Source organism: Pontivivens nitratireducens (assembly GCF_014235845.1).
GTDB classification, from domain to species: Bacteria; Pseudomonadota; Alphaproteobacteria; order Rhodobacterales; family Rhodobacteraceae; genus Pontivivens; species Pontivivens nitratireducens.
The window spans coordinates 79,265-105,980 of record NZ_JACJUQ010000008.1; the positions used below are offsets into that span (position 1 = coordinate 79,265).

Here is a 26,716-nt window from a genome sequence, read left to right on the forward strand (position 1 = left end):
TGCCCCTGCGGCATGGCTCGATTTGATCGGTCCGGGTTTCCCGGCCAGCCACGACAAAGGATTGCCCGATGAACATTCACGAGTATCAGGCCAAGCAACTTCTCAAGGCATATGGTGCCCCCGTTTCCGACGGTCGCGTCGTGCTGAAGGCCGAGGAAGCCAAGACCGCCGCGGGTGAACTGGATGGTCCTCTGTGGGTTGTGAAGGCGCAAATCCACGCCGGTGGTCGCGGCAAGGGATCGTTCAAGGAAGAAAGCGCCGGCGAAAAGGGCGGCGTCCGCCTCGCCCGCTCCGCCGAGGAAGCCGCTGATGAGGCGCACAAAATGCTGGGCCGCACGCTGGTCACGCACCAGACCGGCCCGGCGGGCAAGCAGGTCAACCGCATCTACATCGAGGACGGCTCCGACATCGAGCGGGAACTGTACCTGTCGATGCTGGTGGACCGCGAAACCTCGCGCATCTCCTTCGTGTGCTCGACCGAGGGTGGCATGGACATCGAGGAAGTCGCCGCAGAAACACCTGAGAAGATCATCAGCTTCTCCGTCGATCCTGCCTCCGGTCTGTCCGGCTTCCATGGCCGCCGCGTCGCCTTCGCCCTCGGGCTTGAGGGCGGTCAGGTCAAGCAATGCGTCAAGCTGGTGAACCAGCTTTACAAGCTGTTCGTGGAAAAAGACCTCGAAATGCTTGAGATCAACCCCCTGATCGTCACCGACAAGGGCGATCTGAAATGCCTCGACTGCAAGATGGGCTTCGACGGCAACGCGCTCTACCGCCACTCCGACGTGATGGCCCTGCGCGATGAGACGGAGGAGGACGCGAAGGAACTCGCCGCCTCCAAGTTCGACCTGAACTACATCGCGCTGGACGGTGAGATCGGCTGCATGGTCAACGGCGCGGGCCTGGCCATGGCGACGATGGACATCATCAAGCTCTACGGTGCGGAGCCTGCAAACTTCCTCGACGTCGGCGGCGGCGCCACCAAGGAGAAAGTGACCGAGGCATTCAAGATCATCACCTCCGATCCGCAGGTGAAGGGCATCCTCGTCAACATCTTCGGCGGCATCATGCGCTGCGACGTCATCGCCGAGGGCGTGGTCGCCGCGGTCAAGGAAGTCGGCCTGAAGGTTCCGCTGGTCGTCCGCCTTGAGGGCACGAACGTCGAAAAGGGTAAGGAGATCATCAACACCTCCGGCCTGGACGTGATCGCCGCCGACAACCTCGCGGATGCGGCCGAGAAGATCGTCAAGGCCGTGAAGGGCTGATCGGAATGCGAACTCTTATCCGAACATCCGCGATCATCGCATTGACGGCTTCTCTCAGCGCGTGTGTAAGCGGGGCGCAGTCGGTAAACATGGTTCCGACCAGCCTTCAACAGGTAGATACCGGCAACCCACTCTCCTCATCGGTAAGTGTCGAAGGCGTTACAGGCGGGAAGGAAACCAGCCCGCTCTGGACGTCCCAAATTTCGAACACGCAATTTCATGGCGCTCTTCGTGACGCGCTGACTTCGGCGGGACTGTACGAACCGATTGGTGACTACACCCTCGAAGCGCGTTTGATATCGGTTGATCAGCCATTCGCGGGTCTGGACCTGACAGTTACGACAACTGTCGAGTACATCCTGCGACGTTCGAACGGCTTGGAAGTGTTTCGGGAGACGATCAGCACGCCCTATACAGCCACTTTCAGTGACGCGATGATCGCATCAACGCGATTGCGTTTGGCAAATGAAGGTTCTGCGCGGGCGAACATTTCCCGGATGATCGATCAGTTGCAGAGCGAAGGTAACAAACTTCGCTCGACATCGGTAACTTCCTGACGGAATTAGTAAAAAAGATTGGGAGCCGGAGGATGATTGATCGCGATACCGCCATGACCGCAGCCCCTTTCGCTGCCGCCATCGGCCTTGTTGCGGCGGGGTTCGCCCTGACGCGGTGGAAGCCCGGTGCGCTTGATATGCCGGAGCCGAATGCGACGCCGCGCCTTCCTGATTTTCGGGATGGTGGCGACATCGTGCGGCAGTTGCGTGAAGGCGCGGCGGCCCTGTCCCCGCGCAATCTGACCGACACGCTGGGCCGGTCGCTGATCATCTCGGGTGCGTTGCTGCTGATGGTTCGGGCAATCGACGGGTTGGACAAGAAGGGGGCGAAGCGATGAAGTGGTTGCTTCCCCTCCCCCTGCTCGCCGCCTGCGCCGCGCCGGTGGAAACGCCCGTCGATCCGGCGGAGCCTGCGGCCCCTGTGGCCGTAACCCTGTCGGGACCGGAAGCGGTCGCGACACTCGATCAGATCTGCGGTGACGGTTCCGACCGGTTCCTGAACTTCGGTCAACGGTTGGCCATCGCGCAGCAAAACGGTGAGTTGCCCGAGACGGCGACCGCCACGCTGGTTGGCGGCACCTGTACATTGACCTTCACCCCCGAGGGCGATGCCGAGGCATTGCGCACCGCCCTCTCGGCCCTGGGGCGCCCGCTCGACACCACCGAAACGGGTGGTGTGTACATTCGCCCCAACGATGCGGTCATCATCTTCACCCATGACGATCCGTCGGAATGGACGCTGCAAACCTATCGCGCGGTCTGACCAGGCTGCACTGAATTTACGGATACGCTAATCGTGAATACACCTGAAACTACGAATGGACGTCAGACATATCTTGCGATGCTTGCCGCTGTTCTGATCACGGTTGTCATCGCGGTGAGTTTGCCCGTGACCTGGGTTGATCCGTGGATGGCTGAGAGCGGTCCGTTCGAGCAGGGATCCGTTCTGTGCTACATCCTGGCCGTGGCGGTCTTGCTGTTCACGAATGCACGGCGGCTTTGGCCCTACGCGGGGGGGCTCGCTCTGTTTGCGCTTCGCGAACTGGATATGGACAAGGCCAGCTTCTTCACCGAGGGCGTGTTCAAGGCGCGGCAATATTCCGGCGATCACGTCAGCCTGATCGAAAAGGTACTATCGCTGGCCATTCTGATCGTGGTGCTTGTCATCGCGTTCAAGTGCTTGCAGCGCGGGCTTCCCGCACTGCTGCGCGGGCTGCGTCAGCTCGACGCTGTATCGCTGCTCATCACCACAGGGCTGTTTCTGGCCGTTCTGGCAAAGAGTCTGGACGGCCTCAGACGCAAGCTCGCTCCGCTGGGGATTGAGGTTTCCAACCTCGTTTCCGCCAAGACCGGGATCATCGAGGAGACGACCGAACTTGGTCTGGCTGCGATGATGCTCGCCGCAACTGTAACAGTCTGGCAGCGCGAAAGGGTGGCGTCAGACTATTTGAATTGAGACACTGCAATGGCCGACAGGCCGCACGACAGTCAATAAGGAGGCCCCAATGGCCGTACTCGTCAACGAAAACACCAAGGTGATCTGTCAGGGCCTCACCGGCTCGCAGGGCACGTTCCACTCCGAGCAGGCCATCGCCTATGGCACGAAGATGGTCGGCGGTGTGACCCCCGGCAAGGGCGGCACCGACCATATCGGCCTGCCCGTGTTCGACACGGTGGCCGAGGCACGCCATTCCACGCAGGCCAATGCCACCGCGATCTACGTGCCCCCGCCCTTCGCCGCCGATGCAATCCTTGAGGCGATCGACGCCGAAATGGAACTTATCGTCTGCATCACCGAGGGCATTCCCGTGCTCGACATGATGAGGGTCAAGCGCGCGCTCGAAGGATCGAAATCCATCCTGATCGGGCCGAACTGCCCCGGTGTCATCACGCCCGACGCGTGCAAGATCGGCATCATGCCCGGCCACATCCACAAGCGTGGTTCCGTCGGCGTCGTCTCCCGCTCCGGCACGCTGACCTACGAGGCGGTTGGCCAGACCACGGCGGCGGGCCTCGGCCAGTCCACCTGCATCGGCATCGGTGGCGACCCGATCAAGGGCATGGAGCATATCGACGCGCTCGAACTGCTGCTGGGCGATCCGGAGACGGAGAGCATCATCATGATCGGTGAGATCGGTGGCTCCGCCGAGGAAGACGCGGCGCAGTTCTACGCCGATGAGGTCAAGGCCGGCCGCGGCAAGCCCATCGCAGGCTTCATCGCCGGGCGCACGGCCCCTCCGGGCCGCCGCATGGGTCACGCTGGCGCGATCATCGCCGGCGGCAAGGGCGGTGCCGAGGACAAGATCGAAGCCATGCGCTCCGCCGGGTTCGCCATCGCCGAAAGCCCTGCCGATCTGGGCAAGGCCGTGCTGGAAGCCATCGGCAAGTAAGGCCGAACATGCCGGGCGCCCCGTCGCGCCCGGCCTCACCTCCAATGCCCACGGTTGGTCATGTTGCTGTCGCATACGCATCAGTTCATCTTCCGCAAGACGCGCAAGAGCGCCTCGACCTCGGTCGAGATGCTGCTGGAACCGTTTTGTCGGAAGGGGGTTGCGGTCGTGGACCAGATGCCCGCCGCAGAGGACGCGCCCCTGCGTAACCTGTTCGCCGCCGTCCATTCCCTGTTCCACCATCATGCGACGCAGACCAGCCGGCGCGGCCGCGTGGTTCTGGCGCGCTGCAAACAATGGTTCGGCAATGCCGATATCGTGAGTCTGAGCGACAGGCTCATCATGGATCGGTTTGCCCATTTTGAACGTTTAAGTCATGGCCTGACCGATCTGATCGCGGATCGGGGCCTGAAGATCGTCGTCGCCCTCCTGCCTTGGACCATGATTTCCAAACAGGCGGGAACCGCGTACGATGTGAGTGATCTCTACGATACGGGCACGGCAGACATCGTGCGCGACCGTCACAGCTGGGCATTCGAGGGCGTGGGGTATTCTCCCCGGCTTGAGAATTCCGCCCTTCCACCCGCCCGTTTTCAGGGTGCGGAGCAATCACGGGTAGCCATTCCCGACATACCCGTCCGGAGTTCGACATGACCGACCAGAGTTCCAACGACCAGTTCCATTCCTCGTCCTTCCTGCAGGGGCACAATGCGGAATATGTAGAACAGCTGCACGCACGCTACGCCGCCGATCCGGCATCGGTGGACGAAAGCTGGCAGGACTTCTTCCGCCAATTGAATGAGGATGAGATCGCGCGCGAATCCGCGAGCGGCCCTTCGTGGGCGCGCAGCGATTGGCCCCCGGTCCCCACCGGCGACATGGTCGCCGCCTTGACCGGCGAATGGGACGAGGCATCGCCCGCCGAGCTGGCCAAATCCGTCGCCAAGAAGGCCGCAGGCAAGGGCGTGGATCTGTCCGAGGCACAGGTCCAGCAGGCCGTCACCGATTCGATCCGGGCGATCATGCTGATCCGCGCCTACCGCATCCGGGGCCATCTGGCCGCCAATCTCGACCCACTGGACCTCAAGAATCCCGAGGATCACCCCGAATTGAACCCGGCCTCCTATGGGTTCACCAAGGATGATTTCGATCGCAAGATCTTCCTCGATATGGTGCTGGGGCTTGAGGTCGCGACCCTGCGCGAAATCCTCGACATCGTCAAAAGCACCTATTGCGGCACCTTCGCCATGCAGTACATGCACATCTCCAACGCGGAGGAAGCAGGCTGGCTGAAGGAACGGATCGAGGGCTACGGCAAGGAAATCGCCTTCACCCGCGAGGGGCGCCGCGCGATCCTGAACAAGCTGGTCGAGGCCGAGGGCTTCGAGAAATTCCTGCACGTCAAATATACCGGCACCAAGCGGTTCGGTCTGGATGGCGGCGAGAGCCTGATCCCCGCGATGGAGCAGATCATCAAGCGGGGCGGCAATCTGGGCGTTCAGGAGATCATCATCGGGATGCCCCATCGCGGCCGCCTCAGCGTGCTGGCCAATGTGATGGGCAAACCCTATCAGGCGATCTTCAACGAATTTCAGGGCGGCAGTTTCAAACCGGATGAGGTCGAAGGCTCGGGCGATGTGAAATATCACCTCGGCGCGTCCTCTGACCGGGAGTTCGACGGCAATTCCGTCCACCTGTCGCTGACGGCCAATCCCAGCCATCTGGAGGCCGTGAACCCCGTCGTTCTGGGCAAGGCCCGCGCGAAGCAGGCCCAGCTCAACGATACGGATCGCACGAAGGTGCTGCCTGTCCTGCTGCACGGCGACGCTGCCTTTGCCGGTCAGGGCGTCGTGGCGGAATGCTTCGGCCTGTCCGGCCTCAAGGGTCACCGCACCGGCGGCACCATCCATATCGTGGTGAACAACCAGATCGGTTTCACCACGTCGCCACACAATTCGCGTTCCTCCCCCTATCCGACCGACATCGCGCTGATGGTCGAGGCCCCGATCTTCCACGTGAACGGCGACGATCCGGAGGCCGTGGTCCACGCCGCAAAGGTCGCGACCGAGTTCCGGCAGAAGTTCCACAAGGATGTCGTTATCGACATTTTCTGCTACCGCCGCTTCGGGCACAACGAGGGGGATGAGCCGATGTTCACCCAACCCCTCATGTACACGGCGATCAAGAAGCAGAAGACGACACTGCAATTGTACACCGAACGTCTGACCCGCGACGGCCTGATCCCCGAGGGGGAGATCGAGGACGTGAAGGCTGCCTTCCAGGCCAGGCTGAACGAGGAATTCGAGGCGGGCAAAAACTTCAAGCCGAACAAGGCGGACTGGCTGGACGGTCGCTGGTCCGGCATGGCCAGGGCGAAGTCTGGCAAGTACCAGCGCGGCACCACCGCCGTGGCCCTGGATGACCTGCGCATGGTCGGCAAGGGGCTGACGACCCTGCCCGACGGCTATAACGCGCACCGCACCGTCGCGCGTCTGCTTGAGGCCAAGAAGGAGATGATCGACACCGGCCGGAACCTCGACTGGGCCACGGCCGAGGCGCTGGCCTTCGGATCGCTGCTGGCGGAGGGCTATCCCGTCCGCCTGTCAGGTCAGGATTCCACACGCGGCACCTTCTCGCAGCGCCATTCCGGCATCATCGACCAGAAGACCGAGGAACGGTATCTGCCGCTCAACCACATTGCCGACGATCAGGCGGGATATGAGGTCGTGGATTCCATGTTGTCGGAATATGCGGTTCTGGGCTTCGAATACGGATACTCGCTGGCCGAACCGAACACCCTGACCCTGTGGGAGGCGCAGTTCGGTGATTTCGCCAACGGTGCGCAGATCATGATCGACCAGTTCATCTCCTCGGGCGAAAGCAAGTGGCTGCGGATGTCCGGCCTCGTCCTGCTGTTGCCCCATGGCTATGAGGGACAGGGGCCTGAGCATTCCTCGGCCCGGTTGGAGCGATTCCTGCAGATGTGTGGCGGCGACAACTGGATCGTTGCGAACTGCACGACGCCTGCGAACTATTTCCACATTCTGCGCCGTCAGATGCACCGGTCCTTCCGCAAGCCGCTGATCCTGATGACGCCCAAATCGCTGCTGCGTCACAAGATGGCGGTCAGCACGCTGGAGGAAATGGGCACCGGGTCGTCCTTCCACCGCGTGTTGTGGGATGACGCCGAAAAGGGCAATTCCGATCTGAAGCTGGTCGCAGACGACAAGATCAAGCGCGTGGTCCTGTGCTCGGGCAAGGTCTATTACGATCTGCTGGCCGCACGGGACGAACAGGCGCTCGACAACGTGTACCTGCTGCGGGTGGAGCAATTCTATCCGTTCCCGGCACAATCGCTCAGCAAGGAAATCGCCCGCTTCCCCGATGCCGAAATCGTCTGGTGTCAAGAGGAACCGAAGAACCAGGGCGCCTGGACCTTCATCGAGCCGAACATCGAATGGGTCTTGAACCGCAACAAGTCCAAGACCCAGCGGCCGCGCTATGCTGGCCGTCACGCTTCCGCCTCGCCCGCCACGGGTCTGGCCTCGCAACACAAGAAAGAACAGGACGCGCTCGTCAACGATGCGCTGACCGGAGAAGGAAACTGATATGAGCACCGAAGTCCGCGTTCCCGCCCTCGGCGAATCCGTGACCGAAGCCACCGTCGCCACCTGGTTCAAGAAGCCGGGCGATGCCGTTGAGGTTGACGAGATGTTGTGTGAACTTGAAACCGACAAGGTGACGGTCGAGGTGCCCTCCCCCGTTGCCGGCACGCTGGGTGAAATTGTCGTCGCGGAGGGCGAAACCGTCAGCCCCGACGCCCTGCTCGCCACCATTTCCGAAGGCGCACCCTCCGCCGGGGCGGAGGATGTCAGACCGCGTGAGGTCGAAACCACCGCAAAGGCTGAGAGCGCCCAACCCAGCGGCCACGTGGATATCCCCGTGCCCTCCCTGGGCGAAAGCGTGACCGAGGCGACCGTCGCCACCTGGTACAAGAAGGTCGGCGATACCGTCGCCGCGGATGAGATGATCGCCGAGCTTGAGACCGACAAGGTCTCGGTCGAGGTTCCGGCCCCGCAATCGGGCACGATCTCGAAGATCCACATCGCGGAGGGGGAGACCGTCTCCGCCGGTGGTATCCTCGCGCAGATGGCAGCGGAGGGCGGCGCGGCCTCAGCCGCACCCGCCGCAGAACCCGCCGCTGCGGCGACCCCGCCATCCGAATCCGGCAGCGCGAAGGATATCGAGAACGCGCCCTCCGCCAACAAGATGATGGCGGAAAAGGGCATCGATCCCGCATCGGTCAAGGGCTCTGGCCGTGACGGGCGCATCATGAAGGAGGACGTGATGAACGCCTCCTCCACATCGGCACCTGCCCCAACCGCATCCGCCGCCCCGCGCGCGCCCGTCTCCGCCGACGATGCCAACCGTGAGGAACGGGTCAAGATGACCCGCCTGCGCCAGACCATCGCCCGCAGGTTGAAGGATGCGCAAAACACCGCCGCCATGCTGACCACCTTCAACGAGGTGGACATGAAGGCGGTCATGGACCTGCGCAACACCTACAAGGCCGAGTTCGAAAAGAAGCACGGCGTGCGCCTCGGCTTCATGTCGTTCTTCACCAAGGCCTGTGTGCACGCGCTCAAGGAAGTGCCGGAGGTCAACGCGGAGATCGACGGAACCGACATCGTCTACAAGAACTTCGTGCATATGGGCGTCGCCGCCGGTACGCCCACCGGCCTCGTCGTGCCGGTGATCCGCGATGCAGACCAGATGTCCTTCGCCGAGATCGAGAAGGCCATCGGGGAAAAGGGTCGCAAGGCCCGCGACGGCAAGCTGTCCATGGCGGAAATGCAGGGCGGCACGTTCACCATCTCGAACGGCGGTGTCTACGGCTCGCTGATGTCCTCGCCCATCCTCAACCCGCCGCAATCGGGTATTCTGGGGATGCACAAGATTCAGGACCGCCCCGTCGTCATCAACGGTGAGATCGTAATCCGCCCGATGATGTACCTGGCCCTCAGCTATGACCACCGCGTCGTGGACGGCAAGGGTGCGGTGACGTTCCTCGTCCGCGTCAAGGAGGCGCTGGAGGATCCGCAACGCCTGCTGATGGATTTGTAAACAATCGGCCCCAAGTTAAAGCTTGGGGCCGGTAAACGTAATTTTAGTGGCAATGATAAGTTCCAGCTTTCCGATCATTGTGACAACCTGCGCGGTTTAGTCCACCACCATGCTGAAGTTCCGTTGCGACTGTCGGAGCTTCGGTGGTTTTAGCAAACCCCGGTGTGGCAAACGACAGTATTGTAAGGGTGATTGCTGCAATGATTCGCATACTGGTGTTCCTCGTTAACGATTGTTATTAACTCCTTAATAGGAAGAATTCAGCTTGAACTCAATTAACAAAAGTTAATAGCCTTCTCTTGCCGCTCCGCGTCGCTTTGCAACCATTTGAATTAAAAATATTTTCTAACCGAAGTATTTTGATTTATTCGCACCCCGAGCTCTATCCGCACACTAACTCATACAACGATGAGAACATTCGCAAACACAGCGTTAACTTTTCGAGGAGATCACCATGGCCGAGTACGACGTCATCATCATCGGCGCAGGCCCCGGCGGCTACGTCTGTGCAATCCGCTGCGCCCAACTGGGGCTGAAGACCGCCTGCGTCGAGGGGCGTGAAACCCTTGGCGGCACCTGCCTGAACGTCGGTTGCATCCCGTCCAAGGCGATGTTGCACGCCTCCGAATTGTATCATGAGGCGACCACCAATTTCACCAAGATGGGCCTGATGGGGCAAAGCCCCTCCGTCGATCTGCCCAAGATGGTGGACTACAAGCAGGAAACTGTGAACTCCAACACCGGAGGCATCGAATTCCTGTTCAAGAAGAACAAGGTGGACTGGATCAAGGGCTACGGCTCCATCCCCGAGGCGGGCAAGGTCAAGGTCGGTGACGACACCCACACCGCCAAACATATCGTCATCGCCACCGGTTCCGAGGCCGCCAGCCTGCCCGGTGTCGAGGTAGACGAGAAGGTCGTCGTGACCTCCACCGGCGCGCTGGAGTTGAAGAAGGTTCCGAACAAGATGGTCGTCATCGGCGGCGGCGTCATCGGGCTGGAACTTGGCTCCGTCTACTCCCGCCTGGGGGCGGAGGTTACGGTGATCGAATATCAGGACGCCATCATCCCCGGCGCCGATGGGGAAATCCAAAAGAACTTCCTGAAATTGCTCAAGAAGCAGGGCATCAAATTCGAACTGGGCGCCGCCGTTTCCGGTACCGAGGTCAAGAAGAACAAGGCCACGGTCAGCTACAAATCGCGCAAGGACGACAGCGAGCATCAGATCGATGCGGACATCGTCCTGCTGGCCACCGGTCGTCGCCCCTACACCGAAAATCTGGGCCTCGATGCGCTCGGCGTCGAGATGGATCGCGGCATGATCAAGACGGACGCGCACTGGGCCACGAACGTCAAGGGCATCTACGCCATCGGTGACGTGATCGCAGGCCCCATGCTGGCGCACAAGGCCGAGGATGAGGGCATGGCAGTGGCCGAGACCATTGCCGGTCAGAAGGGGCATGTTAACTACGGCGTCATCCCCGGCGTGATATACACCCATCCCGAGGTCGCGAATGTCGGCAAGACGGAGGAGCAGCTGAAGCAGGAGGGGCGCAAGTACAAGGTCGGCAAGTTCCCGTTCATGGGCAACGCCCGAGCCAAGAGCCACTTTGCCGGCGACGGTTTCGTCAAGATGATCGTGGACGCAGAAACCGACCGTATTCTGGGCGCACATGTCATCGGCCCGATGGCGGGCGATCTGATCCACGAGGTTTGCGTCGCGATGGAATTCGGTGCCGCGGCGGAGGATCTGGCCCGCACCTGCCACGCGCACCCGACCTTCTCCGAGGCGATGCGTGAGGCTGCACTGGCCTGCGGCGACGGCGCGATCCACGCCTGACATTCCAAACCGGGCGGTCGCGTTCGACCGCCCGGTTTCACCCCATCAGCTTTGCATTTCTGAAGGTGCGATAGCCGGCACGGTCGCGTAGAAAGTGGGCAACGCCCCCTTCGCCCGTGCGGTATCCTCAGCTATGTGTTGCGGTGGCCAGTTCGGAAACGAAGGCCAGAACCTGCTCTGCGCTGTCGCCACGGGCCATCCTCTCAACAATGGCGGAGCCTACGACGACCCCGTCCGCGATCTTTGCCATGCTTGCCGCAGCCTCGGGCGTCTTGATGCCGAAACCGACACAGACCGGCAAATCGGTCTGGGACTGGATCCGCGCGATCTCCGGCCCGACGGAAGCGGCGCTCGCCTCGGCGGAACCGGTGATGCCGGTGATCGAAACATAATACACGAAACCGGAGGTGTTTTGCAGGACCTTCGGCAAGCGCTTGTCATCGGTGGTGGGAGTGGCGAGCCGGATGAAGTTCAGTCCGGCATCCTGCGCGGGCAGACACAACTCGGAATCTTCCTCCGGTGGCAGATCGACGACGATCAGCCCATCGGCGCCGGCCTCGGATGCCTCGGCCAGAAACCGATCCACGCCCTTGGAATAGATCGGGTTGTAATATCCCATCAGGACAATCGGGGTGGTGTTATCGGTCTTGCGAAACGTGCGCACCATTTCCAGCGTCTTGTTCAGCGTCATGCCTGCATCCAGCGCGCGTTGTCCCGCCAACTGGATCGCGGGGCCGTCGGCCATCGGGTCGGTGAACGGCATGCCGATCTCGATCACATCGACCCCCGCCCCCGGCAGACCGTGCAGCACCTCGGCACACAGATCAGGGGTCGGATCACCCGCCATGATGAACGAAACGAAGGCGGTGCGCTCGGCCTTGGCCAGCTCTGCGAATTTGGTGTCGATGCGGGTCATGGGCCTGTCCTTGAATACGGTGTTCGGTTTAGCCGACGCGCAGCGCGTTTACCAGTATCCACGACCTTCGGACATGCAAAAGGGCCGCGCCCTGCGGCGCGACCCTGAAAACTGGTATGCGGCGATCAACGCAGCAGGTCGGACAGCGCACCAATGACCGCGATGGTCGCGTAGGTATCGCTCGACACGACCACCACGCGGTTGTCGACGACCGCGTAACGCTGCCCCTCAGGAAGCGGGGGCAGACGGTAATCGCCGGGGTCTTGCAGGAAAACGTAGTCGGCATTGGCGCGATCATGGTTGTCACGATCCCGACCGAGATCGGAACGTTCGCCGAATTCGCACCAGCCCTTTTTCTCATGCCCCGGGGGACAGTGCTGTGGTTCAGCGAGGGCGGGGCCAGCCAGCATAGCGGCGAAAACGGCCGCCGTGGTGGAGGCCAGAACGGATTTATCAAACATGGTTACTCCCAACGACTGCAATTGGCAGATCATCAAGGAAACGCATGTTCACGACCGTCCGTTCCAGCCTGCGCCGATCAATCCTTGCGGAAGAACTTGTTCTCACGCGGTTTGCCGTCCCAGCCGGGCTTGCCACGGGGCTTGTCATCACGGTCGCCGCCACCCTTGTAGCCGCCGCGATCGCCGCCCTTGTTGAAGCCACCGCGATCACCGCCACGGTCGCCACCGCCCTTGTAGCCGCCACGGTCGCCGCCCTTGTTGAAGCCACCGCGCGTATCCTCGCGCTGCTCCCATTTCTTGAGCAGCACGGTCGCGAACGTGTCACGACCGATCACGCCCTCGTTGCACCACACGGTCGAGGCGGTGTCGCCATCGACGGATTCCACTGCCATGCGCATGGACCCTGCGGTCAGCACCACGATATCGCCGATCTGAAAGTCAGCCATTTTCATCACTCCATAATTCCGCCGGTGGCGTCTCCACCGGATCGAACCGTGCCATGCGCCTGTTTTGCCCGCGTCGCAAGTCTATTTCACGCCGCGTCCTGTGACGTCACGGGAATATCCAGCAAATCATCGAGGAACGCACCCAGAAGCTGCGCCCGCCCGTTGACCCCAGCCTTGCGAAAGATCGCGGTGCTTTGCGCCTTGATCGTGCCTTCGGAGGTGCCGCGCAGGGTTGCGATTTCACCGTTGCTCAACCCCTTGATCATGAACAGCGCCACGTCTCGCTCGGATGGGGTCAGCGCCCAATCGTCGAAGCGGTCGACAACCGCCTCATGAAACGCGCCCGAGGCCATGCGCAGACGCCAGGCGGCGCGGCGCCGCTCCGCCATCAGGGTCGCGAACAGGGTCAGGCCCAGCACGGTGCCCAGGATCAGGCCAAGGGTTGCCATGATCTCCACCACTTCGATCCACGTCCAGCTTACAGGTTGCGAACGCCAGCCGAAGATCTGCGCCGAAAGATTATAGACGAAAAACAGCGCGCACACGCCCTGCAACGTCGCCAGTCCGGCGACGAGTGCGGAGGTTCGGGCCTTGGTCCTGACCGGAGGGGATGTGGGATCGGACATGCGGAATCAGTCGGCGTCGGAAGCAGGCATGTCATCCTCGGCCGTGGCCGCACGGGGCAGATCGCGCAGTATCTCACCCGAGTTCGGGTTGATCACGATTTCACGTATTTCGTCATCACGCCGCACGACGATCTGGGTTCGTCCCAGCAGGGTTCCACGCTGATCCAGCACAACGTAGCCGTCCGCCTTCAGCTCCTCGACCAGATCGGCGACAACATCCGTCTGGGCGGCAACCGGCACGGTAAACAACGTAAATAGCAGGATGAAAATGAACCGCATCCGAGCCTCCAGTAAGGGCGGTGGCAGCAAATGCCCCCCAACCAGTATAGCGTACCACCGCCCCGTCGTACACGCCCGCATCCGCGGGGCGTCGATAGCTGACTTTGCGATGATTTCGGGACATTCGCTGTCAGCCACCGAAACCGGGCCTGGTGCGCACCGGCACATCCGCTTCCCCCCATCCCCGCGGGGGCGCCTTGTACCGGCCCGAGACCAGAGCCCGGTCCCGATGGGGACACATCGCAAGATGCGCCCCGTGTTGGACAATTCGGTGTTTTTGCGGATGGATGCCATGCATCCCAGGCTTAATTCCGCGAGCATGAAACCGGGGCAATACGCGCGTATAACCCCGGTTTATGGCCTGTTTCGCTCAGATATTGTGACCCAGAGCGTCCGCCACGGTGAAGATATCCTTGTCCCCGCGCCCGCACATATTCATCACCAGCAGGTGATCCGAGGGCAGATCGCCCGCGATCTTGGCCACGTGGGCCAGGGCGTGGGACGGTTCCAGCGCAGGAATAATACCTTCGGTCACGCAGCACATCTGAAAGGCTTCCAGCGCTTCAAGATCGGTGGCGGAGACATATTCGACACGTCCGACATCGTTCAACCAGGAATGCTCGGGCCCGATTCCGGGATAGTCCAACCCGGCGGAGATCGAATGTCCTTCGATGATCTGACCGTCATCGTCCTGAAGCAGATAGGTCCGGTTCCCGTGCAGAACGCCGGGCCGACCGCCGGTCAGCGAGGCGGCATGTTCCATCCGGTCATCCACACCATGTCCGCCAGCCTCGACCCCGATGATGCGCACGCTCTCATCGTCGAGGAAGGGGTAGAACAGGCCCATCGCGTTCGACCCGCCACCTATGCAGGCGACCAGGCTGTCGGGCAGACGACCCTCACGCTCCTGCATCTGTTCCTTGACCTCCTTGCCGATAATCGACTGGAAATCGCGAACCATCGCCGGATAGGGATGCGGCCCCGCGACCGTTCCGATGCAATAGAAGGTGTCCTTCACGTTGGTTACCCAGTCACGCAGCGCCTCGTTCATCGCGTCCTTCAACGTTCCCCGCCCCGAGGTAACGGGAATGACCTTCGCACCCAGCAGGTTCATGCGAAAGACGTTGGGCTTTTGCCGCTCCACATCCGTGGCGCCCATGAAAACGATGCATTCCAGACCGAAGCGCGCGCACACCGTCGCGGTGGCCACACCATGCTGCCCTGCCCCGGTTTCCGCGATAATCCGTTTCTTGCCCATGCGGCGCGCCAACAGGATTTGGCCCAGCACGTTGTTGATCTTGTGCGCACCGGTGTGGTTCAGCTCGTCACGTTTGAGATAAATCTTCGCGCCGCCGAACTTCTCGGTCAGGCGTTCAGCGTGGTAGAGCGGCGACGGGCGTCCGACATAGTGCGTCCACAGATCGTTCATTTCCGCCCAGAAGTCGTCGTCAGTCTTGGCCTTTTCGTACTCCGCCTCCAGATCGAGGATCAGAGGCATCAAGGTTTCAGACACGAAGCGACCGCCGAATTGACCGAAGCGCCCCTGCGCATCGGGACCGGCGGAAAAGGAATTGGGCATTGGGCTGGTCATGGTGGCGATCCTAGGCTGGTTTCGAGGCCTTTCTACAGTGCGGCGCGCCCAGCGTCGATATCAGTGCAGGGACGGATCGTCGCGCAGCATAAAAAATATTCTCGCAACGGATGAAACTTTTTATACGCACCCTAGTTACTTATGTGTCGGACGAAAAAAGCCGTTCATTTCAATCTGTCCCTGAAATGACGTCATCGCTCGATAGGCAGGTCGGTGGTGCGTCCTGCTGCGTGTGGAATTTCTGCATGACCCTTCGCCGCTCGGTCCATTGGAACGAGCGGCGTTTTTTTCAGAACAGCTTTGGTGGTTGAGGTCCGAGAGCAGCGACGAACGCCGCAATCTTGTCCGCATCCTTGAGGCCGGGCGCAGTTTCCACTCCGCTGGAGACGTCCAATTGGTTGGCACCTGTCAGGTTCGCCGCCCGCATCGCATTATCCGGCGTCAATCCACCGGCCAGCATCCACGGGCACGGCCAGCGCCGCCCGGACAGAAGCGACCAGTCAAAGGCAAGGCCGTTGCCTCCCGGCAGATCAGCCCCTTTCGGCGCCTTCGCGTCAATCAGCAACTGGTCGGCCACCTCCGCGTAAACGTCGATCTGGGCAAGGTCGTCCGCCTCGCGGATGCCCACCGCCTTCATGACGGGCAAGCCGTACCGCGCCTTGATCTCACTCACCCGTTCAGGGGTTTCCGCGCCGTGCAGTTGCAGCATGTCCAGCGGCACGCGATCCGTGATCGCATCCAGCGTGGCATCGTCTGCATTTACCACAAGCGCCACCTTGCACACCCCCGGCGGCACATCGGCGGCGAGGTTGCGCGCCGTTTCGATATCGACGTTCCGTGGTGACTTGGCGAAGAAGACGAAACCGACGTAAGCGGCCCCGGCATCAACAGCCGCAGCGACGCTGTCGGCGGTGGTCAGACCGCAAATTTTGGTGCGAATGGCAGAGGTCACTTGAGCAGTGCGAGGACCTCGTCCTCCTCCGCTCCGGTATCGCGGCGCAGGGTTTCGACCTCACGCTCCAACGTCACGATCTTGCGGCGGCGTTGACGTGCAACGGTGCGGGTGCGCTGGTCACGCAGCCACTCCCACAACCAGCCGAGCGCGAACCCGCCCATGGCCAGCACGATCATCACGACCGCCAATGGCATCTGCCGGCTCCAGTCAGATACGAAGCCGAATTCCGCCGGCAACAACTGGACGGTTACCGTTTCACGGTTCGCAACCACCAGCATGATGATGAACAAGGCCACCACGGCTAGCAGAATCAGTTTAACAATGCGCATCTCAAGTCTCCCTCGACGCGGGATCACTTGCCGTTCAAACGGTCCCGCAGCAGTTTTCCTGTCTTGAAGAAAGGAACGTGTTTTTCTTCAACGTCAACCGCTTCACCGGTTCTGGGGTTCCGTCCCAGGCGCGATTCACGTCGTTTGACGGAAAAAGCACCGAACCCGCGCAGCTCGACCCGGTTGCCCGACGCCATCGCCTCGATGATCTCATCGAAGATCGTACCGACGATCCGCTCCACATCCCGTTGATACAAGTGAGGATTTTCCTCGGCGATCTTTTGAATCAGCTCCGATTTGATCATGGCTCTGGTTCCCTAGTCCCGCGGTTCACCCGCATTCACGAATTTCACCCTTCTTTGACATGTCACGAACCTGCGTGGCAAATCGAAAATGCTTTCAAAACAAGACGATCGCAGAAGCCAAATCGGCGAAATCAAAATATCACAGGTGACAAGCCATTGATATGAATGCTTTTAATGAATTTAACCGCGCAGGAGGTCAAATTATCCCGCATCATGAAAAAGGGCACCATTACAGATGTAATGGTGCCCTCAAATTGGCCGAAGCCAGCTTTACTCGTCGTCACGGCCTTTCAGCGCCGCGCCGAGGATGTCGCCCAGCGACGCGCCAGAATCAGAGGAGCCGTACTGTTCGACAGCTTCCTTCTCTTCCGCGATCTCACGCGCCTTGATCGAGAGGCCAAGACGACGCGACGCCTTGTCGATCTGGGTGATGCGTGCATCGACCTTGTCACCGACCGAGAAACGCTCGGGGCGCTGCTCGGAGCGATCACGGCTGAGGTCGGAGCGACGGATGAAGGCCTTCATACCGTCATACTCGACCTCGATGCCGCCATCCTCGATGGAGGTGACGTTGACGGTCACGACCTGGCCACGCTTGATGCCGTCAACGGCACCGTCGAAGCTCTCGTCCAGCGCCTTGATCGAGAGGGAGATACGCTCACGCTCGGCGTCGATCTCGGTGACCTTCGCGCGAACCATGTCGCCCTTCTTGTAGTCCTCGATCGCATCTTCGCCACGGCGATCCCAGTCGATATCGCTGAGGTGCACCATGCCGTCGATGTCGCCGTCCAGACCGATGAACAGACCGAATTCGGTGATGTTCTTGACCTCGCCCTCGACCTCGGTTCCCGGAGGATACGCGGCTTCGAAGTTCTCCCACGGGTTGCCCTGGGTCTGCTTGAGGCCGAGCGACACGCGACGCTTCGCGGTGTCGATCTCCAGCACCATGACCTCGACCTCCTGAGAGGTGGAAACGATCTTGCCCGGATGGACGTTCTTCTTGGTCCAGGACATCTCGGAAACGTGCACCAGACCCTCGACGCCCGGCTCCAGCTCCACGAATGCACCGTAGTCGGTGATGTTCGTGACGCGGCCCGTGTGGCGGCTGTCGATCGGGAACTTGCTCTCGACATCATCCCACGGATCGGCCTGAAGCTGCTTCATGCCGAGCGAGATGCGCTGGGTTTCCTTGTTGATCTTGACGACCTGAACCTTGACGGACTCACCGATGTTCAGGATCTCGTTCGGGTGGTTCACACGGCGCCATGCCATGTCGGTGACGTGCAGCAGGCCGTCAACGCCGCCCAGATCGACGAATGCGCCGTACTCGGTGATGTTCTTGACCACGCCCTCGATGACGTCACCCTCGGTCAGCTTGCCGACGATCTCGGCGCGCTGCTCGGCACGCGATTCTTCCAGAACGGCACGACGCGACACGACGATATTGCCGCGACGACGGTCCATCTTCAGGATCTGGAACGGCTGGGGCAGACCCATCAGCGGGCCGGCATCGCGCACGGGACGCACATCGACCTGGCTGCCGGGCAGGAATGCCACGGCGCCGCCCAGATCGACGGTAAAGCCGCCCTTGACGCGACCGAAGATTGCGCCCTCGACGCGCTCCTCTTTCTCGTATGCTTTCTCCAGCCGGTCCCATGCCTCTTCACGGCGGGCCTTGTCGCGGGAGATGACAGCCTCGCCACGCGCGTTCTCGACACGCTCGAGGTAGACCTCGACTTCGTCGCCGGGGGCGATTTCAGCTTCCTGGCCGGGCTGTGCGAATTCTTTCAGCTCGACACGGCCTTCCATCTTGTAGCCGATGTCGATGATGGCCTGTCCCGCTTCGATCGCGATGACAGTCCCTTTGACGACGGTTCCCTCTTCGGGGGTCGTCAACTCGAAGCTCTCGTTCAACAGGGCTTCGAAATCTTCCATACTTGTTTGAGTAGCCATACTGGCACAGTCTCCTAAAGGTCGATTTTCACGGGCCTGGCGGTTGGTTCCGCCGGTCTTTGAGGTTGATGCCGCATCAGGCCGGACCGAGCCGCGAACCCGCGAAGGGGATTCGCACTCAGGACGGAGTCCGAGCGACGGGCGGGTCTATACGCTTTTCAGGCAGGATAGGCAAGGCGACGGCTTAGCGCGCGGCCTGTACCCGCGCGATGGCCTGCGCCACGGCGGCGTCGATCGACATCAGGGTGGTGTCGAAAACCAGGGCATCCGGGGCCGGTTTCATCGGCGCGGTGTCGCGGGATTCGTCACGCCGGTCCCGCTCCCGCAGATCGGACAGAACCTGTTCCAGCGTCAGATCGGGTCGGGCGACGACCAGTTCCGCGTGACGGCGGCGGGCGCGTTCCTCATCCGAGGCGGTGACGAACAGCTTCACCTCCGCCTCCGGGCAGACGACCGTGCCGATATCGCGCCCGTCCAGGACCGCACCACCGTCGCGCCGGGCAAAGGCATGTTGCCAGTCCAGCAACGCCTTGCGCACCGCCGGCATCGCCGCGACGACCGAGGCCGCCTGCCCCGCATCGCCGGTGCGCAGATCGTCCCGCGCCAGATCCGCGTCGGTCAGGGTGCGGGCCGCACGCTCTGCCAGGGTCGGCTCCAACCCGCCCAAAGCCAGTGCGCGCGCGCCGGTCGCGCGGTACAGCAGGCCGGTGTCCAGATGCGCAAATCCGAAATGCGCTGCGACCGCGCGGGCGATCGTTCCCTTTCCTGCGGCGGCGGGGCCGTCGATAGCGATTGTAAAGCTCACGAAATCCTCCCGCTTCGTCCCTATCACGTTGGCCTGAAGCGCCATTCGTCAAGTGCGTATTACTTCGTCGTCATCTCGTCGTCACCCTGTGGATAGGTCGGCAGATCGTCGCAGATGTCGTAGTAGTCGCCCTTGTCCGCCACGAAAATATGACCGCGCAGGCGCAGACCCGTCGTTCCGTCCAGCGTCCCCGCCCAGATCGAGACCCTGTCACCGCCCCCATCCCAGAACATCGCCGATCCGCAATCGCGGCAGAAGCCGCGCCGCGCCGTGTCGGAGCTGGAATACCACTTCACATCGCCCGCGATACGCAGATCATCCCGCGCGGCGGAAGTCGCGGCACCGTAATGGCCCGAAGTCTTGCGGCACTGCTTGCAGTGGCAGGCGACGACCGGTCGCAAGGGGCCGTTGACCTGATATTTCACCGCACCGCACAGGCAGCTTCCGTGATGGCGTTCACTCATTTCGCGCCCTCAATCGTTGTGACGCCGGAACGACGCCCCCAGTTTTTCCATCAATGGCAGGAAGTTCGGAAAGCTCGTCTCCACCACCGTCGCGTCGTCGATGCGCACCGGTTTCTGCGTCGCCATGCCCAGACAGAAGAAACTCATCGCGATGCGGTGGTCCAGACGGGTGCCGACGGTGGCACCACCCGGAACCTTGCCGCCCATGCCATGCACGGTAAAGCTGTCCTCGGTTTCCTCGACCCTGACGCCGCACGCCTCCAGCCCGCGGGCCATGGCGTCGATGCGATCGGATTCCTTGACGCGCAATTCCTTGACGCCGTGCATGACGGTCACCCCCTCGGCCAGGGCTGCCACGACGGAGAGGATGGGGTATTCGTCGATCATGCTCGCCGCCCGCTCCGGCGGAACCTCGATCCCCTTCAGCGGGCCGAAACGTGCACGCAGATCGGCGACCGGTTCGCCGCCCTCCTCACGCGCATTCTCGAATGTCAGATCGGCGCCCATTTCACGCAGAGTGGTATATAGCCCCGCCCGCGTTGGATTCAGGCCGATGCCGGGCACCAGCACGTCCGATCCCTCGCAGATCAGCGCGGCGCAGACGGGAAACGCGGCGGAGGACGGATCGCGCGGCACGGCGATGACCTGCGGTTTCAGCTCCGGCTGTCCCTTGAGTGTGATGACCAGCCCGTCCGTCTCAACCTGCGCGCCAAAGCCGCGCAGCATCCGCTCGGTATGATCGCGGGTCGCCTCAATCTCCTCGACGATGGTGTCGCCGGGGGCGTTCAGGCCGGCCAGCAGGACGGCGGATTTCACCTGCGCCGAGGGCACCGGCACCTTGTACCGAACGGGCGCTGGGTTCGCGGCCCCCACCAGCGTCAGCGGCAACCGCCCGCCCGAACGCCCGTGCGCCACCGCGCCGAACAGGGCCAGCGGATCGGTCACGCGGCCCATCGGACGGGACCGCAGGCTGGCATCGCCGGTAAAGGTCGTGGCGAAACCATGGGTCGCGACCGTGCCCATCAGCAGTCGCACGCCGGTGCCGGAATTGCCGCAATCGATCACGTCCGCCGGTTCAGAAAAGCCACCGACGCCGACACCATGGATCGACCATTCGCCCTGTCCGTGCCGGATCACCTCCGCGCCCAGCGCCCGCATTGCCTTGGCCGTGTCCAGCACATCTGCCCCCTCCAGCAAGCCGGTCACCTTCGTTTCCCCCACCGCCATCGCGCCGAAGATCAGCGAGCGGTGCGAGACAGACTTGTCACCCGGAATCTCAGCACTGCCGTTGAGGGTGGCACCGGGCACGGCGCTCATCGGACGGGGTTCACCGGTATGGGACATGGGGACTCCTGTTTGACTGCGCCCGATATAGCCCGTGGCGCGGCGACGCGGCAGGCCAAAAACACTCCCGAGCTGGCATTTTTGCCAAATCAGTGCCAGCCCGATGACAGACCGACGTCAGCACGGGGCCAGACCAAGGCCAGTCAGGTCAGACGCGGCGAAAGGTAAGGTAGTGCGGCACGCGATCCTCGCGGATTGCCTTGGCCTCGTAGCGGGTGCGCGTCCAGTCGGACCAGGGTTCGCGCCAATCGGCAGGCCCCTCGGCCAACCATTCGAATTCCGGCATCCGGTGCACAACGTCCAGCGTGTGACGAACGTAGTCGGGAATATCCGTCGCGACGCGCAAATGCGACCCGGATTTCAGGGCACGGGCCAGCATGGTAAAGTTCTCGACACTGGCGAAACGACGGCGGTGGTGCCGCGTCTTGGGCCACGGATCGGGATACAGCAGGAACGCGCGATCCAGGCTGCCCTCGGGCAGGACTTCCAACAGATCACGGGCATCGCCAGCATGGATGCGCACATTGTCCAGCAGATCGTCGCGCATCTTGCTCATCAACTGCGCGACGCCGTTGATATAGGGCTCACACCCGATGATGCCCACGCCGGGATTCGAACCGGCCTGATGGAACATATGCTCCCCCGCGCCGAAGCCGATTTCCAGCCAGACCGGCGCGTCCCGCCCGAACAGGTCGGTCAGGTCGATGGGCGTGCGGTCGGGGTTATCCTCACGCGTGACGCCCTGTGGCGCGATCTCGGCCAGGGTCACGTCCATGTCGTGCGCCTGCGCGGCGCGCAGTTTCTTGCCGTGGCGGCGACCGTAGAAGTTGCGCCACTCGGTCCCATCCTCACGAACGGGACCGATGCCGGGTGTCGGAGACTTCTTCGGCATCAGAGCGCGAGCTTCAGCGCTTCGACCAGATCGGTACGCTCCCACGAGAAACCGCCATCCGCATCGGGTTCACGTCCGAAATGGCCATAGGCCGCCGTGCGCTGATAGATGGCGCGGTTCAGGCCCAACTGTTGGCGGATGCCCTTTGGCGTCAAGTCCATGACCTCCGCCACCGCAGCCTCGATCGCGCTCTCGTCCACAGCGCCAGTGCCGTAGGTATCGACATAGATCGACAGCGGTGCCGCGACGCCAATGGCATAGCTCAGCTGGAGGGTGCAGCGTTCCGCCAGACCTGCCGCGACGACGTTTTTCGCCAGATAGCGGGCGGCATAGGCGGCGGAGCGATCCACCTTCGTCCAGTCCTTGCCGGAAAAGGCACCGCCCCCGTGAGGTGCGGCCCCGCCGTAAGTGTCCACGATGATCTTGCGCCCCGTAAGGCCAGCGTCGCCGTCCGGGCCGCCGATCACGAACTTGCCGGTGGGGTTCACGTGCCAGACTGTCTTGGGGGTCAGCCACCCCTCGGGCAGAACCTCGCGAATATAGGGCTCGACCACCTCACGCACATCGGCGCTGGTCATCGCATGATCCATGTGCTGCGTGGACAGGACGATCGACGAGACATCCACGGGCTTTCCATGCTCATACCGCACGGACAGCTGGGATTTCGCGTCGGGACCTAGAACGGCCGCCTCGCCCGATTTGCGGACCTCGGCCAGACGCTTGAGGATCGCGTGAGAATACTGGATCGGCGCGGGCATCAGTGCGTCGGTCTCCCGGCAGGCATATCCGAACATGATGCCCTGATCGCCCGCGCCATCGGTATCGACACCTTGCGCGATATGCGTGGACTGTTCGTGCAGCAGGTTTGTGACTTCCATCGTCTCCCAGTGGAAACCCTCCTGCTCGTATCCGATGCCTTTCACAGTTTCGCGCGCGATCTGCTCGATCCGTCGCATGACCGGTTCGGGGCCGCGCACCTCACCGCCGATGACAATGCGGTTCGTGGTGGCAAAGGTCTCACAGGCAACGCGCGAGAATGGCTCCTCCGCCAGAAATGCATCGACGATCGCATCCGAGATCTGATCGCAGACCTTATCGGGATGGCCCTCGGATACGGATTCCGAAGTAAAGGTGTAGTTCTGGCGTGTCATGTGAAAGTGCTCCGAATTAAACTGTAAAGTTCGCAGAAGCAGGAAGCCGCCGCATACGAACCGAAGGCCCAAAGGGCCCCAAAGGCTGGGTGTCACCTTTTAAGATAAAAAACGCAATCGGAATTTGACGTGCGTAGGTCTGCGCGCACCCGTGCCCGACAGCCCCTTTCGATGCATTCCACCGGCCCCGACAGACATCTGGATTCGCGCCCAAAGGGGGTGGACCTGCGGAATTCATGCGCTGTACGACTGCGGAAATCCGCATTTTTCGATTTCTGAACAGGTATTTGACGATATGCGCAAAATTAATTTGGCGGCACAGCAATTTTTTTCTTTTCACAGCGGCGAAAGCATCCTAAATCCCCGTTCAGACGCCAACGCACGCGCCTCTGGCACGGCATTTTCGCACGGTTACGCAGCGACGGTAACGTCTCCCTTGGAAGTGAGCGGTCATATATGGCCGGGTCTATTGGAGATGACCATGAACGCTTTTGTAACCGACCTTTCCGGTCGCACCCGTACCTCTGCCCACTCCTTCTCGGAGATGGCCGTCAGCACCCGTGTCGAGCAATTCATTGCCGCAAACCAGTTCGACAAGCCGACGCTGGTTCTGGATACCGATGTGGTCGAGCGGAACTTCCTCGCCCTGCGCGCCGGTCTCGGCCATGCCCGCATCCATTACGCCGTGAAGGCGAACCCGGATCGTGCGATCCTGTCCCGTCTGGTCGCGCTCGGCTCTGGCTTCGACGCTGCATCACGTGGCGAGATCGAGCAGTGCCTGGCACTGGGCGCCGCGCCTGAGAACATTTCCTTTGGCAACACCGTCAAGCGGGCCTCGGACATCGCGTTCGCGCATGGTGCGGGCATCGACCTGTTCGCCGCCGACGCGGAGGAAGAGCTGGAGAAGATCGCCGAGCACGCCCCCGCCGCGCAGGTCTATATCCGCCTGATCGTCGATGCGTCCGAGGCCGACTGGCCGCTCAGCCGCAAGTTCGGCTGCGCCCGCGACAAGGCGATTGCGCTGCTGGACATGGCGCGCGAACTGGGGCTGAACCCGGTCGGCTTCTCGTTCCATGTCGGCTCGCAAACCCGCAAGTCATCCATGTGGCGCACCACGCTGGACCAGATCGCGGAGATCTGGGCCGAGGCTCTGCGTGCAGGTCACGCGCTCAGCCTGCTCAACATCGGCGGCGGCTTCCCGGCGTTCTATGGCGATGCGATCGAGGATCCGACCTCCTACGCCGCATCGGTGATGGATGAGATCGCGCAGCGTTTCGGCTCGGTCGCACATATCATGGCGGAGCCCGGCCGCGGTCTGGTGGCGGAGGCCGGCGCAATCGCCGCCGAGGTTCTGCTGGTCAGCCGCAAGTCCGACAACGACATGCACCGTTGGGTCTATCTGGACATCGGCAAGTTCTCGGGCCTGGCAGAGACCATTGACGAGGCCATCCGTTACCAGTTCATCACCGGCCGCGACCATGAACAAACCGGCCCGTGCATCCTGGCCGGCCCGTCCTGCGACAGCGCCGACGTGCTGTATGAAAAACGTCCGGTCAACCTGCCGCTGGGCCTGCGCTCCGGCGACAAGGTGATCATCCGCAATTGCGGTGCCTATACCTCGACCTATTCGTCGGTCGGCTTCAACGGCTTCCCGCCGCTGGATGTCGTGGTCATCTGACCCCAACGGGCGGCACCCACCCTGCACTGTGGAGCGCGCCATCCTACGCGCTCCTGCACGGCCCCTGCCGAAACCGAAACGACCCGGTCGCCACATGCGACCGGGTCGTTTTCGTCTGCTCATCACTTTCGACAAATATCCCCGCCGGAGGCCCCTGCCCTTCAAAGAAGAATACCCCCGGCAACGAAAAGGCCCCCGGCGTGAACCGAGGGCCTTCGTTCATTCGCGGCGATCAAATCAGGCGAGCGAACCGTCGATATCCTGGCATGCCTTGACCAGACCTTTGACGGCGTTGACCGAGTTCTGGAACATCTCCATCTCCGCATCGTCCATCTTGATCTCGACCACACGCTCGATGCCACCGGCACCGATCACGGTCGGAACGCCGACATACATATCGTCGAGACCATAGGCACCGGACACGTGCGCGGCGGCGGGCAGCACCCGCTTTTGATCCTTGAGGTATGCCTCGGCCATCTGCACGGCGGATGCGGCGGGCGCATAGAACGCGGAGCCGGTCTTGAGCAAGCCGACGATTTCCGCGCCGCCGTCACGGGTGCGCTGCACGATCGCGTCCAGCTTGTCCTGCGTGGTCCAGCCCATTTGCACCAGGTCGGGCAACGGAATGCCCGCGACCGTGGAATAGCGGGTCAGCGGCACCATGGTGTCGCCATGGCCGCCCAGCACGAAGGCCGTGACATCCTTGACCGAAACGTTGAATTCATCCGCAAGGAAATGCCGGAACCGTGCGGAATCCAGAACGCCCGCCATGCCCACGACTTTCTCTGTCGGCAGGCCGGAGAATTTCTGAAGCGCCCAGACCATCGCGTCCAGCGGGTTCGTGATGCAGATCACGAAGGCGTTCGGCGCGTGGGCGGCGATGCCCTCACCCACCGATTTCATGACCTTGAGGTTGATGCCCAGTAGGTCGTCGCGGCTCATCCCCGGCTTGCGCGCCACACCGGCGGTGACGATGCAGACATCGGCCCCCGCGATTTCGGAATAGTCGTTCGCGCCGCTCATCGCCGCGTCGAAACCATCGACAGGCGCGCTTTCCGCAATGTCGAGCGCTTTGCCCTGGGGCGTGCCCTCGGCGATGTCGAACAGGATCACGTCGCCCAGTTCCTTCAGCGCCAGCAAGTGTGCCAGCGTGCCGCCGATCTGTCCCGCTCCGATTAGTGCAATCTTGGCTCTCGCCATATCGAGTCTCCCTTGGCCAGTAAGGTCTGGCGTTTGCCTAGCGCCAAACATGATGCACTGCAAGAATTGCCTGTCTCCGACGGCTCCGCGCACTGCCTTAGAACCGGCGTCTTGCGACAGAAAACCGTCACATTGTCCGGGAACAGAC

General features: G+C 62.0%; 28 protein-coding genes. 11 read left to right on the top strand and 17 right to left on the bottom strand.

The features are described 5' to 3' along the window. The first annotated feature begins 68 nt into the window (after positions 1-68). The 9 genes from sucC to odhB all read left to right on the top strand — a co-directional run bounded on the left by sucC (position 69) and on the right by odhB (position 9,333). On the top strand, positions 69-1,262 hold the full coding sequence (gene sucC / locus H1S03_RS10715) for an ADP-forming succinate--CoA ligase subunit beta (RefSeq protein ID WP_166193434.1): 1,194 nt from the start codon (positions 69-71) through the stop codon (positions 1,260-1,262). Between the two features lie 5 nt (positions 1,263-1,267). Continuing rightward, complete coding sequence (locus H1S03_RS10720; protein ID WP_185804437.1) at positions 1,268-1,819, top strand: hypothetical protein; 552 nt, start codon at positions 1,268-1,270, stop codon at positions 1,817-1,819. Positions 1,820-1,851: 32 nt separating this feature from the next. Next, the gene (locus tag H1S03_RS10725; RefSeq protein ID WP_185804438.1) at positions 1,852-2,157 is read left to right on the top strand and encodes a hypothetical protein; all 306 of its coding nucleotides are present in this window, start codon (positions 1,852-1,854) and stop codon (positions 2,155-2,157) included. Beyond that, positions 2,154-2,582: a hypothetical protein gene (locus H1S03_RS10730; protein WP_185804439.1), complete on the top strand. Its 429-nt coding sequence runs from the start codon at positions 2,154-2,156 to the stop codon at positions 2,580-2,582. Before H1S03_RS10725 ends, H1S03_RS10730 begins: the two co-directional genes overlap by 4 nt. 78 nt (positions 2,583-2,660) lie before the next feature. After that, entirely contained in the window at positions 2,661-3,275 is a 615-nt protein-coding gene (locus H1S03_RS10735) for a hypothetical protein (RefSeq protein ID WP_185804440.1), read from the top strand. 49 nt (positions 3,276-3,324) lie between these two features. Then, positions 3,325-4,209, top strand: coding sequence for a succinate--CoA ligase subunit alpha (gene sucD, locus H1S03_RS10740; protein ID WP_166193446.1), 885 nt, complete (start codon positions 3,325-3,327; stop codon positions 4,207-4,209). A gap of 54 nt (positions 4,210-4,263) precedes the next feature. Beyond that, positions 4,264-4,863 carry a hypothetical protein gene (locus H1S03_RS10745; RefSeq protein WP_221892676.1) on the top strand — a complete coding sequence of 200 codons (600 nt, stop codon included), beginning with the start codon at positions 4,264-4,266 and terminating at the stop codon, positions 4,861-4,863. Then, entirely contained in the window at positions 4,860-7,817 is a 2,958-nt protein-coding gene (locus H1S03_RS10750) for a 2-oxoglutarate dehydrogenase E1 component (RefSeq protein ID WP_185804442.1), read from the top strand. Before H1S03_RS10745 ends, H1S03_RS10750 begins: the two co-directional genes overlap by 4 nt. A gap of 1 nt (position 7,818) precedes the next feature. Further along, on the top strand, positions 7,819-9,333 hold the full coding sequence (odhB, locus tag H1S03_RS10755) for a 2-oxoglutarate dehydrogenase complex dihydrolipoyllysine-residue succinyltransferase (protein WP_185804443.1): 1,515 nt from the start codon (positions 7,819-7,821) through the stop codon (positions 9,331-9,333). A 43-nt stretch (positions 9,334-9,376) separates the two neighbouring features. On the opposite strand, the gene H1S03_RS17770 is transcribed toward odhB, so the two are convergent. Then, entirely contained in the window at positions 9,377-9,544 is a 168-nt protein-coding gene (locus H1S03_RS17770; RefSeq protein ID WP_185804444.1) for a YHYH domain-containing protein, read from the bottom strand. Positions 9,545-9,787: 243 nt separating this feature from the next. On the opposite strand from H1S03_RS17770, the gene lpdA reads away from it, so the two are divergent. Continuing rightward, positions 9,788-11,173 (top strand): dihydrolipoyl dehydrogenase, encoded by a 1,386-nt coding sequence (gene lpdA, locus H1S03_RS10765; protein WP_166193457.1) that lies wholly within the window; start codon positions 9,788-9,790, stop codon positions 11,171-11,173. A 127-nt stretch (positions 11,174-11,300) separates the two neighbouring features. Here lpdA and trpA read toward each other — a convergent pair whose 3' ends face one another. The 15 genes from trpA to metK all read right to left on the bottom strand — a co-directional run bounded on the left by trpA (position 11,301) and on the right by metK (position 23,690). After that, on the bottom strand, positions 11,301-12,089 hold the full coding sequence (trpA, locus tag H1S03_RS10770; protein WP_185804445.1) for a tryptophan synthase subunit alpha: 789 nt from the start codon (positions 12,087-12,089) through the stop codon (positions 11,301-11,303). A 125-nt stretch (positions 12,090-12,214) separates the two neighbouring features. Further along, positions 12,215-12,550, bottom strand: a complete 336-nt coding sequence (locus H1S03_RS10775; protein ID WP_185804446.1) for a hypothetical protein — start codon at positions 12,548-12,550, stop codon at positions 12,215-12,217. Between the two features lie 77 nt (positions 12,551-12,627). Continuing rightward, positions 12,628-12,996, bottom strand: coding sequence for a hypothetical protein (locus tag H1S03_RS10780; protein WP_185804447.1), 369 nt, complete (start codon positions 12,994-12,996; stop codon positions 12,628-12,630). An 86-nt stretch (positions 12,997-13,082) separates the two neighbouring features. Then, entirely contained in the window at positions 13,083-13,622 is a 540-nt protein-coding gene (locus H1S03_RS10785; protein WP_185804448.1) for a helix-turn-helix transcriptional regulator, read from the bottom strand. A 6-nt stretch (positions 13,623-13,628) separates the two neighbouring features. Beyond that, positions 13,629-13,901, bottom strand: coding sequence for a hypothetical protein (locus tag H1S03_RS10790; protein ID WP_185804449.1), 273 nt, complete (start codon positions 13,899-13,901; stop codon positions 13,629-13,631). A 370-nt stretch (positions 13,902-14,271) separates the two neighbouring features. Next, the gene (gene trpB / locus H1S03_RS10795) at positions 14,272-15,492 is read right to left on the bottom strand and encodes a tryptophan synthase subunit beta (protein WP_185804450.1); all 1,221 of its coding nucleotides are present in this window, start codon (positions 15,490-15,492) and stop codon (positions 14,272-14,274) included. Positions 15,493-15,781: 289 nt separating this feature from the next. Further along, positions 15,782-16,444: a phosphoribosylanthranilate isomerase gene (locus tag H1S03_RS10800; protein ID WP_185804451.1), complete on the bottom strand. Its 663-nt coding sequence runs from the start codon at positions 16,442-16,444 to the stop codon at positions 15,782-15,784. Further along, positions 16,441-16,776, bottom strand: coding sequence for a lipopolysaccharide assembly protein LapA domain-containing protein (locus H1S03_RS10805; protein ID WP_166193478.1), 336 nt, complete (start codon positions 16,774-16,776; stop codon positions 16,441-16,443). The genes H1S03_RS10800 and H1S03_RS10805 overlap by 4 nt, the downstream gene beginning before the upstream one ends. A gap of 23 nt (positions 16,777-16,799) precedes the next feature. Continuing rightward, positions 16,800-17,081, bottom strand: a complete 282-nt coding sequence (gene ihfB / locus H1S03_RS10810; RefSeq protein ID WP_166193481.1) for an integration host factor subunit beta — start codon at positions 17,079-17,081, stop codon at positions 16,800-16,802. A gap of 270 nt (positions 17,082-17,351) precedes the next feature. Continuing rightward, positions 17,352-19,034, bottom strand: a complete 1,683-nt coding sequence (gene rpsA, locus H1S03_RS10815; RefSeq protein WP_166193484.1) for a 30S ribosomal protein S1 — start codon at positions 19,032-19,034, stop codon at positions 17,352-17,354. 184 nt (positions 19,035-19,218) lie between these two features. After that, a complete protein-coding gene (cmk, locus tag H1S03_RS10820) occupies positions 19,219-19,839 on the bottom strand; it encodes a (d)CMP kinase (RefSeq protein ID WP_185804452.1) in 621 nt (206 codons plus the stop codon). 59 nt (positions 19,840-19,898) lie between these two features. Further along, positions 19,899-20,303 (bottom strand): GFA family protein, encoded by a 405-nt coding sequence (locus H1S03_RS10825; RefSeq protein WP_185804453.1) that lies wholly within the window; start codon positions 20,301-20,303, stop codon positions 19,899-19,901. A 9-nt stretch (positions 20,304-20,312) separates the two neighbouring features. Then, entirely contained in the window at positions 20,313-21,647 is a 1,335-nt protein-coding gene (aroA, locus tag H1S03_RS10830) for a 3-phosphoshikimate 1-carboxyvinyltransferase (RefSeq protein WP_185804454.1), read from the bottom strand. 148 nt (positions 21,648-21,795) lie between these two features. Beyond that, positions 21,796-22,539 (bottom strand): tRNA (guanine(46)-N(7))-methyltransferase TrmB, encoded by a 744-nt coding sequence (gene trmB / locus H1S03_RS10835; RefSeq protein WP_185804455.1) that lies wholly within the window; start codon positions 22,537-22,539, stop codon positions 21,796-21,798. Continuing rightward, positions 22,539-23,690 (bottom strand): methionine adenosyltransferase, encoded by a 1,152-nt coding sequence (gene metK, locus H1S03_RS10840; protein WP_185804456.1) that lies wholly within the window; start codon positions 23,688-23,690, stop codon positions 22,539-22,541. The genes trmB and metK overlap by 1 nt, the downstream gene beginning before the upstream one ends. A 481-nt stretch (positions 23,691-24,171) precedes the next feature. Between metK and H1S03_RS10845 the strand changes: the two genes are divergently transcribed. Continuing rightward, positions 24,172-25,368, top strand: a complete 1,197-nt coding sequence (locus H1S03_RS10845) for a type III PLP-dependent enzyme (RefSeq protein WP_185804457.1) — start codon at positions 24,172-24,174, stop codon at positions 25,366-25,368. Positions 25,369-25,605: 237 nt separating this feature from the next. Here H1S03_RS10845 and mdh read toward each other — a convergent pair whose 3' ends face one another. Beyond that, positions 25,606-26,568: a malate dehydrogenase gene (gene mdh / locus H1S03_RS10850; RefSeq protein WP_166193505.1), complete on the bottom strand. Its 963-nt coding sequence runs from the start codon at positions 26,566-26,568 to the stop codon at positions 25,606-25,608. Between the last annotated feature and the right edge of the window lie 148 nt (positions 26,569-26,716).